4 protein-coding genes are annotated in these 6,440 nt (G+C 70.3%); 1 reads left to right on the top strand and 3 read right to left on the bottom strand.

What is annotated here, in order from left to right; translation table 11 throughout:
• Nucleotides 1-293: 293 nt before the first annotated feature.
• The 3 genes from argA to ML01_RS11790 form a co-directional block, all read right to left on the bottom strand.
• Nucleotides 294-1,634 carry an amino-acid N-acetyltransferase gene (gene argA / locus ML01_RS11800; protein WP_254045227.1) on the bottom strand — a complete coding sequence of 447 codons (1,341 nt, stop codon included), beginning with the start codon at nt 1,632-1,634 and terminating at the stop codon, nt 294-296.
• A gap of 67 nt (nt 1,635-1,701) precedes the next feature.
• On the bottom strand, nt 1,702-3,147 hold the full coding sequence (locus ML01_RS11795) for a sigma-54 dependent transcriptional regulator (protein WP_058555590.1): 1,446 nt from the start codon (nt 3,145-3,147) through the stop codon (nt 1,702-1,704).
• Between the two features lie 179 nt (nt 3,148-3,326).
• Nucleotides 3,327-5,000, bottom strand: a complete 1,674-nt coding sequence (locus tag ML01_RS11790) for a PAS domain-containing sensor histidine kinase (protein WP_058555589.1) — start codon at nt 4,998-5,000, stop codon at nt 3,327-3,329.
• Between the two features lie 271 nt (nt 5,001-5,271).
• Here ML01_RS11790 and sucC point away from each other — a divergent pair, with 271 nt between their 5' ends.
• Nucleotides 5,272-6,435 carry an ADP-forming succinate--CoA ligase subunit beta gene (sucC, locus tag ML01_RS11785; RefSeq protein WP_058555588.1) on the top strand — a complete coding sequence of 388 codons (1,164 nt, stop codon included), beginning with the start codon at nt 5,272-5,274 and terminating at the stop codon, nt 6,433-6,435.
• Nucleotides 6,436-6,440 lie beyond the last annotated feature (5 nt).

The following is a 6,440-nucleotide window of genomic DNA, read 5'->3' as shown; positions in this document are numbered from 1 at the left end:
TTTGATCATCGAAATTTCACGAGATCAGAATGATAGCCAACTTACCTCGAAACGGTCTCAGGATTTTCATACTGGTGCACTAGCAGCAACGCAGGGACCGCACAGCAGGCGGGGCAGGTCGCCGCGGCAGCGTCGGCTCCGCCCGCCGGCGAGACCCGGGCCGTGACACTGTACCGTTTTTGAGCACTGACTCGACCCTGACGCGGGGGTCGGTATTCGCGCATGGCGTGGGCGGGCGTGGGCGGGCTTCCTTTGCCCTCGGCCCTCGGCCCTCGCCCCTTCCCCGTCCGCGTCTAGACCCCGGTGCTTAGCTGCTTCAAGTACACCTGCGAGTTGCGCTGCGCGTTGTATGCGGCGCGTCGGCTGTGGGGCAGGGCGTCCAGGCCGGCGGGCTCGAAGCCGCGCTCGCGGAACCAGTGCGCGCTCTGGGTGGTGAGCACGAAGAGCCGCGTGAGGCCGCGCTCGCGCGCGATGGCCTCCATGCGGGCGAGCAGCCGGTCGCCGCGGCCGCGGGTGCGGTAGTCCGGGTGCACGGCGACGCAGGCGAGCTCGCCGATGCCTTGCTCCGGCCAGCAATAGAGTGCGGCGCAGGAGATGACGGTGCCGTCGCGCTCGCTGATCCAGAAGCGGTCGATGACGGGCTCCAGATCCTCGCGCGGACGGGGCACCAGCACGCCGGCCTGCTCCAGCGGCGCCAGCAGCGCGCGGATGCCGGGGATGTCGTCGATGCGTGCGGGGCGGAGCTCCTCGTAGGGCCGGTCCGTGATCATGGTGCCGGCGCCGTCGCGGGTGAAGAGCTCGCGCAGCAGCGCGCCGTCCTGCCGGCGCGGTATCACGTGCACGCGCCGGATGCCGCTGCGGCACGCATCGGCGCCGGCACGCAGCGCCTGGGCCAGGTCCTCCGGCGGTTCCGGCGGGTGCTCGAGCAAGGCGTCGATCTCGGCCGCGAGCAGGCTGACGGCGGGCTCCGCGCTGTCCCAGACGCCGTCGCCCTCCACCAGGAAAATGAGCTTGTCCGCGGCGAGTGCGACGGCGGCGGCGCGCGCCACGTCGGCGGCGGACAGGTTGAAGACCTCGCCCGTCGGCGAGTAGCCGATGGGCGGTATCAGCGCCACGGCGCCGGCGTCGAGTGCGGCGCCGAGCGCCTGGCGGTCGATGCGCCGCACCTTGCCGGTGTGCAGATAGTCGACGCCGTCGAGCACGCCGATGGGCCGGGCGATGACGAAGTTGCCGGAGGCCACGGGGATGCGCACACCCGCCATTGGCGAGTTCGCAAGGCCCATGGACAGCAGCGCCTCCAGCTCGACACGGGCGCTGCCGGCGGCGTCCTTGACGCAGGCGAGCGCCGCGTCGTCGGTGATGCGCAGTTCGCCGACGTAGCGCAGCTCCGCGCCGCGTTCGGCGAGCCGGCGCTCGATCTGCGGGCGTGCGCCATGCACCAGCACCAGCCGGACGCCGAGCCCGTGCAGTAGCGCGATGTCGTGCACCAGCGCCGGCAGCGCCGGGTCGTCCAGCGCCTCGCCGCCGAAGGCGATGACGAAGGTGCGCCCGCGGTGCGCGTGGATGTACGGCGTGCACTGGCGGAACCAGTGCGCGAAGGGGTCGGTGGCGGCGGCGATGATGGGCGTTGGCACGGCGGGGAGTGGCAGCGAAGGCGACGGCTGGGGCCGGCGCGGCGGAGCCGGGGGGCGCGATCGGTGCTCAGTCGAGCCCGAGCTTACCCAGGCGGTAGCGCAGCGAGCGCGGGGTCATGCCGAGCAGCTTGGCCGCGGCGGTGCGGTTCCAGTGGGTGCTGTCCAGAGCCTTGAGTATGGCGGTTTTCTCGATTTCGTCCAGCGCCGCTTCCAGCGGGCGCTCGCCGATGTCGATGTCGGCCGGACCCGCCGCGGTCGCGGTGGCAGGCGGGCCTGCGGCGACGAGCGCGGCGGCGACTGCAGGAGGCTCCGCGGCACCGTTGCCGTTGCCGTTGCTCTGGGCGCTGGGCTGCGGCAGGCGCAGGTCGGAAACGTCCAGCAGCGGGGCGTCGGATAGCGCCGTCGCGCGCTCCAATACGTTCTCGAGCTCGCGCACGTTGCCCGGGAAGGCGTAGTTGTGCAGCGCGCGCCGGGCCGCGTCGGACAGTTGCTGGCGCGCGCCGCCGGTCTGCGCGGCGGTGCGGGTGAGCTTGTGCTCGACGAGCACGTCGATGTCTTCGCTGCGCTCGCGCAGCGGCGGAATGTACAGCTCGATGACGTTGATGCGGTAGAAGAGATCCTGGCGAAAGGCGCCGCGCTCCACCGCCTGCTTCAGGTCGTGATGGCTCGCGCTGATGATGCGCACGTCCACCGGGACCTCCTGCTCGGCGCCCACCGGACGCACGCTCTTCTGCTGGATGGCGCGCAGGAGCTTCACCTGCATCGGTAGGGGCAGGTCGGCGATCTCGTCCAGGAACAGGGTGCCGCCGTGGGCGGCCTGAAACAGCCCCTGCTTGTCCGCGACGGCGCCGGTGAAGCTGCCTTTGCGATGGCCGAACAGCTCGCTCTCCACCAGCTCGCCGGGGATTGCGCCGCAGTTCACCGGCATGAAGGCGGCATCGGCCCGCGGTCCCATGCTGTGCACGAGCCGTGCGGCGAGCTCCTTGCCGGTGCCGCTCTCGCCGCTGATGAACACCGGCGCCTGGTTGCGTGCGAGCTTGGCGATGAGTCCGCGAATCTCGCGCATCTGCGCCGAGGTGCCGAGCAGGCCGCAGTCACTGCCGTCGCTGCTGGCCTTGGTGCCGGTCGGGGCGCCGGCGGCCGGCTCGCGCAGCTTCAACGCGGCGCCGATGAGGTCGCGCAGCACCTGCAGGTCCAGCGGCTTGGGGACGAAGTCGAAGGCGCCTGCCTTCATCGCGGTGACGGCGGTTTCCATGTTGCCGAAGGCGGTGATCATGGCCACCGGCGTGTCCGGATGCTGCTCGGCGATGAGCCGGACGAGGGCGATGCCGTCGCCGTCCGGCAGGCGCATGTCGGTGAGGCAGAGATCGAAGCTGCGCTGGGCGAGCAGTGCGCGCGCCTCCGCCAGGTTGCCGGCGGTGGCCGCAACGACGCCGAGTCGGGCGCAGGTGATGCTGACCAGCTCCAGGATATCGGGCTCGTCGTCGACGATCAGCGCGGTGGCTCGGGTCATGGCGTCTGTAGGCGATGCTCCGGGGCGCGGCGGCTCGGCCGGGCCACGCGATGCGCGTGGCCTGCCTGAGGCGCGCCGCAGGAGAGCGTTGGAAATGCGTTGCAAGCGCGTCGGCTCCAGGCGTGCGGACCCGGGCCGTCCGCGCCTTGACGGCTGTCCGTTTGCTCCCGATGAGAGTATCAGGCGACTCCCCAGGGCTCGACCGAAGTTGGCCCGAATGTCAATCGGAAGCGCCCTTCCATCGGCTCTGGGGGAATATACTCCAAGCGGATGCCGTTCGCCTCGCTCAGCTCCTGCGCAATGTACAAACCGAGACCTGTGCCACTTGGCGACGTCGTGAAGAAGGGCTCGAACACCTGTTTGCGGTCGGCATCCGGGATGCCGGGGCCCGTATCGATCACCTCCAGCAGCACGCTGCCGAGGTTGGGGGCATAGGTCGCCCGCAGCAGGACCACGGGCGTGCCGCCGTCGCGCGCGCCGTGCTTGAAGGCGTTGTCGCAGAGGTTGCGCAGGATCTGGCCCAGGTGGCGGGTGTCCACGCACAGCGGCAGGCGCGCTGTCGGGATCTCGGTGTGCAGGCGCGGCGCCTCGGCCGGATGGTTGCCGCGGTACTCGTCTGCAAAGCCGGCGAGCCACTGCGCCAGGTCGATGTCGGTGCGTTCCGCCGCGTGTCGTCGCGACAGTTCCAGGATGCTGGTGACCGTCTCGTCGATGCGCAGCACGTTGCGCTGCAGGATGGCGAGTAGGTTGGCATCGGCCGCGTCGATGGCATCGGACTCGGCCAGCAACTGTGCCGCGTGCCGCACGGACGACAAGGGGTTGCGGATGTTGTGCGCGATGCTGGCGGTGAGGCGCCCCAGGGCCGCGAGCTTCACGTCTTGCGCCTGGCGCAGCAGCTCGCGGCGGTCGCGCAGATAAATCAGCGCACCGTTGCTGCGCCCGTCGCCGAGCAGCATCAGGCTCGGCTGCACCTCGGCGTCGCCGAGCTGCACCAGCTCGGCGTCGTCTACGGACGCGCCGAGCCCGATGCGCAGCCGGCGCAGGAACCACTCCCGCAGTGGCGGCGAGAGCCGGAACAGGCTGTCGCCGGGCCGCGCGTCGGGGGCGCCGAGCAGCCGCCGCGCCGCATTGTTGAGCAGCAGGATCTTGCGCTCGCCGTCGATGGCGACGACGCCCATGGTCATGCGCTGGATCACATACTCGTTGAGCTGGGACAGGTCGGCGATGTCCACCTTGCGGCGGGCGGCGATGCGCTCGGTCTCGCGCAGTCGGCGGGTCATCACGTGTGCGAGCAAGGCGACGGCGAAGTAGGTGAGCCCCAGCAGCCCGGCCTGCGTATAGGTGCCCGCCTGGGTGCCGAGATAGAGCTCCGAGTAGACCTGCTGGGTGATGACCGCAAGCGTCGCCAGGGATGCGAACAACAGCGCCAGCCGGCCCTCCATCAAGGTGGCGCCGACCGCCACGGCGATGGCGGGCAACAGGCCAAGGCCGCTCGCCACGCCGCCGGCGACGTGCATCAGCAGTGTATAGACGGCAATGTCCAGGAACACCGCGAGCTGGATCTGCTGCGCGCGGGTCGGCCAGCGGGCCGGGATCAGGAGCCCACCGACGAGGATGCTCAAGCCCTGCAGCGCGATCAGTGTCCGCGCGGTCTCCTTGTCTTCGACGTCGCCCAGCCAGGGCGTGTCCGCGGGAAAGCTGAACAGCAGCACCAGCAGTGCCGCCAGCACCAGCCGGTAAAGGAAGAGCCAGGTGAGCGCACTGTCGACGCGGAAGGCGCGCGCCGGCGGCGGATCGACGACCGCTTGGTCTTCCTCCTGTCCGGCATCGCCGATAGAACCGCTCTGCTGCAACACCGACTCCTTTGCGAGTTTGGCGAGGTTGGCACAGAATACCCATCCTGTGCGCGCGCCCCCAGTAGTTTTCGCGGCGCGGTGACCTGTTGCTGAGACCTGTAGCCAAATCCTGGCCAATCATCAGCATGCAGCTCGCAGGACGGCCTGCGGGTTGCTTCATATCAACGCCTGAGGGCCATGAAGGCGGCCGGTCTTCCTGCCCGGCGGGAAGCACCTACTGTCTCGGCGCTCCCCCAACGGGTTCTGCCTGCGCGAGCGACGCTACACCATGAATCTGCACGAGTACCAGGCCAAGGCCCTGTTCGAGCGCTACCGGATACCGATCCCGTCGGGGCAGGTCGCCATGACCACCGCCGCCGCGGTGGATGCCGCACGTACCCTCGGCGGCGATACCTGGGTGGTTAAGGCCCAGGTGCATGCCGGCGGGCGCGGCAAGGCCGGCGGCATCCGCCGTTGCAAGGGCGTAGATGAGGTCGCCGCCGCGGCCGAGGCGTTGCTCGGCGGACGGTTGACGACGCACCAGAGTGTCGCCTCCGGCCTGCCGGTGTCGCAGCTCCTGGTGGAGTCCGCGACGCCCATCGCGCGCGAGCTCTACCTGGCGGCGCTGGTGGATCGCACGGTGGGCCGCATCGCGCTGATGGCCTCGGCCGCCGGGGGCATGGACATCGAGACCGTCGCTGCCGCGACCCCGGAAAGGCTGCTGGTGACCCACGTTGAGCCCGTCATCGGGCTCATGCCCTGGCAGGCCCGCCGGATCGGTTTCTGGCTCGGGCTCGACAAGGCGCAGGTGGCGGAGCTGGGGCCACTGCTGGCGGGCGTGGTGGAACTGCTGGTGGCGGTCGACGCGAGCCTGGTGGAGATCAACCCCCTGGTGATTACCGCCGACGGCCACTTGCTGGCACTGGACGCGAAGGTGAACCTCGATGACAACGCGCTGTACCGGCACCCGGACCTCGGCGAGCAGCGCGACCCGACCCAGGAGGACCCCCGCGAGCTCGCCGCCGCGGCGCACCAGCTCAACTACATCGCGCTGAACGGCGACATCGGCTGTATGGTGAACGGGGCCGGGCTCGCAATGGCGACCCTGGATCTCGTCAAGCTCCAAGGCGGGGCGCCGGCCAACTTTCTCGACGTCGGCGGCGGCACCAGTGCGGAGCGGGTCGCCGAGGCCTTCAAGCTGATCCTGAGCGACGGCAACGTGCGGGCGGTGCTGGTCAACATCTTTGGCGGCATCGTGCGCTGCGATCTCATCGCCGAGGGCATTCTCGCCGCCGCCCGGGAGGTCGCGCTCGACGTGCCGTTGGTGGTGCGCCTGGAGGGCACCCGGGCCGCGGAGGGGCTCGCCCTACTCGCCGACAGCGGCCTCGCGCTTGAAACTGCAACCAGCCTGGGCGACGCGGCGGCGCGGGCCGTCGCCGCCGCGCGGCGCTGACTCGG

It is taken from the genome of Thiohalocapsa sp. ML1, assembly GCF_001469165.1.
Taxonomy (GTDB): Bacteria; Pseudomonadota; Gammaproteobacteria; order Chromatiales; family Chromatiaceae; genus Thiohalocapsa.
Note: the sequence above shows the minus strand (reverse complement) of the source record. Positions and strands in the feature narration are given on the sequence as shown.

Excerpts from the sequence above, each read along its gene's own strand:
- ML01_RS11795 (WP_058555590.1), bottom strand. The coding sequence starts at position 3,147 with ATGACCCGAGCCACCGCGCTGATCGTCGACGACGAGCCCGATATCCTG.
- sucC (WP_058555588.1), top strand. The coding sequence starts at position 5,272 with ATGAATCTGCACGAGTACCAGGCCAAGGCCCTGTTCGAGCGCTACCGG.